Origin of the sequence: Xenorhabdus sp. PB30.3, assembly GCF_963895965.1 — a bacterium.
Lineage (GTDB): Bacteria > Pseudomonadota > Gammaproteobacteria > Enterobacterales > Enterobacteriaceae > Xenorhabdus > Xenorhabdus stockiae.
Genome location: NZ_CAWQMW010000083.1, coordinates 1 through 2,510, shown reverse-complemented (window position 1 = coordinate 2,510; position 2,510 = coordinate 1). Strand labels below are relative to the sequence as shown.

The following is a 2,510-nucleotide window of genomic DNA, read 5'->3' as shown; positions in this document are numbered from 1 at the left end:
ACAAAAAGACTCCATATGATATTTTATGGATTAATATTTTATGTTTTTCAAATATACGATATTTTGTTTTGATGTTTAATATTTAATGATGATAGTGGGCACTTTAATGCCAATAATGGAAGTATTGTAGAGTGTTAAATGATCAATGGATATGTATTGGAGAACTATTATTTATTGTTACTATTTTTGTAAGTGATTATTTCATTAATAACTAAATGGTTTTATTATTCCTATTAAGGTAGGACGAGTTATTAAATAAATATAAATTATAATTAATTAAAAATGACTATTATCATTGCAATAATAGTTTATTAGAGGTATTTGATAACACAAATGCCTTATGGATTTCAAGATACATTGTGGTAGTTAAGGAATGAATTTATCCGGCATAAAATATGCATTCCGGATGAAAGGTTGTAATTTTTATAAAAATGGTAATAGAGGTAAATTCATAAAGATAACAGAAAAGCTGATTGAGATATGTCTGATAAAGACCTTCCGTAGAGGAAGGCCGTTATTTGTAAATAAACCTTAATCATAAAACAGCCAGTGACTGTTTTTATCACATCAGGAAAAGGCCAGGAAAGGAGATATACACAGTAAGATCCCTGTGAAGATAATTAAAACCAGTGAGATTCCTTTGTAGTGATGAAGGCTAGGGACTTTATAAACCAGATAGGCTGGAATGAGGCAGCCGACAATCCCAAATATCGGGCTACAGATAGAAGTGAAACTTAAAACTGGGGCATTCAGAATGATAGCTCCCCACGCCAATAAAATAGCAAATACCATAATGCCTTTTTGGACCCACTTTTCATTGATTTTTGCAGCAGGCATTAACCGTCCGAGCAGGTTCATGGCTATTCCCTGACTGGCTTCGCGGAATCCGAGGTAAACACCAAAAAAAGCGGTCATGACAGCGAAGACATTGAGCATGACACTGACAAAAATGACCCAGCCACCCGGGAAAAACTGGGCGGCAATCGCAAGTGCAGAAATATTTTGCTCATAAGCTTTGATTGCTTCATCGTGCCCTAATGCCAGCGTGAAAGAGACGGCATAGAAAAATACCGTACAAAACAGGATAGCAAAGGCAATATTCATCGCCCGCAGTGCCTTATAGCGGGCAACTTCGCGGTTGCTTTCATGACTTCGATAAGAGATAACCATTGGGCTGAGTGTCTGAATAAACAAAATGGAAGTCAGTGTGAAAGGTAGCGTGATAATGGCTTTTTTGATCAACATGGAAAAAGGAGGAAGTGCACCGATATTGTATAGGTGCCACATGCCAATCATGGACAGCCCCAGTGCTGCAACAACAACTAATTTTACCGTTACCATCAGGCTGGATACTTTAAATAGTAATTGCTCACTACGGGAAGAAATCATCACCAAAATACAGATTAAGGCCAGACCATAAAAAGGATTTTTGGAGAGTAAGTTATCGGTCACTCCGAAGGTTTGTAGGTATGAGGCACTATCGTTGGTAATTGCAGTGGAATAAACAAACATCCAAATTACCAGCATAATAAAGTAGAGCACACCTAATAAAGCTCCCCAGTTTTTACCAAGATAACCCCCGATTATGCTGGGGTAGTCTTTACATTCGGGGGATTCGGCAAGTGTATTAATGAATAACCGCTGAAAAAGATACATAGCCGGATAGCCGATAACTGAAGAGAGCAGGAAAACCCATAGTCCCATCAGACCAACCTGGACAGGAAGGAAAACAATACCTGCTCCTATGGCCATGCCAATACTCATAATCACCCAACCCATGTCAGTACCATTGAACTTTATGGCCTGTTTCCACTCAGCTTCTGTCATATTGGCTCGTTTTGCTGCCGAAGAAACATGAGACATAGGCTGATTACCTTTTATTGCTGTTTTCATAATAGTTCTCGCTTACATTCTTTGGTGTTGGAGTCGGGTTTAGCTAAGAACAGGGAGACATACCATATAAACACCAAAGAATTGTTTGCTCAGAAAATGAATTGTTGTGTGTTGATATTAAAGAATTTTATGAAGAAAATGTTTTCCGGATGACTCTGGCTTAATACGTTTTTGGGAAGAGTCATTTTTATGCCTAAATGGGAACGGTTTATCATTTTCTTTTTATATCAGGAAGTTGTAATTGCTTATAATATTGAAAATTTAAACAACCAGAGAGAAAACGATGTGTTTTATCACATCCGAACTTGCTCAAAACATCCTGTTAGTATTAAATCCTTTTTATTATTTTCATTATGATATAATTTAGAATATTAATCTAGTTTTTTCTTATTAGCGATAAAAAATGGATGAAAATCCATCTGTTCTGATGAGGGTAATTTTATTTGTTTATTTTTATGCTTTATTTAATCTGTATCAATTTATCGCCAGAATCTTGCATTAATTTATCGCTTTAAATAAAAATAACGGAACGGAATAGATGCTTATCAAATATTATTTAATGATTAATTAAATCATCTGATATTTATATGATTTTAAAATGGCATTGTGTGTTTTTG

General features: G+C 35.6%; 1 protein-coding gene. It reads right to left on the bottom strand.

All coding sequences use genetic code 11. The annotated features are described in order from the left end of the window. Window positions 1-567: 567 nt before the first annotated feature. The gene (locus tag AACX38_RS05840) at window positions 568-1,893 is read right to left on the bottom strand and encodes an amino acid permease (RefSeq protein ID WP_228865879.1); all 1,326 of its coding nucleotides are present in this window, start codon (window positions 1,891-1,893) and stop codon (window positions 568-570) included. Window positions 1,894-2,510 lie beyond the last annotated feature (617 nt).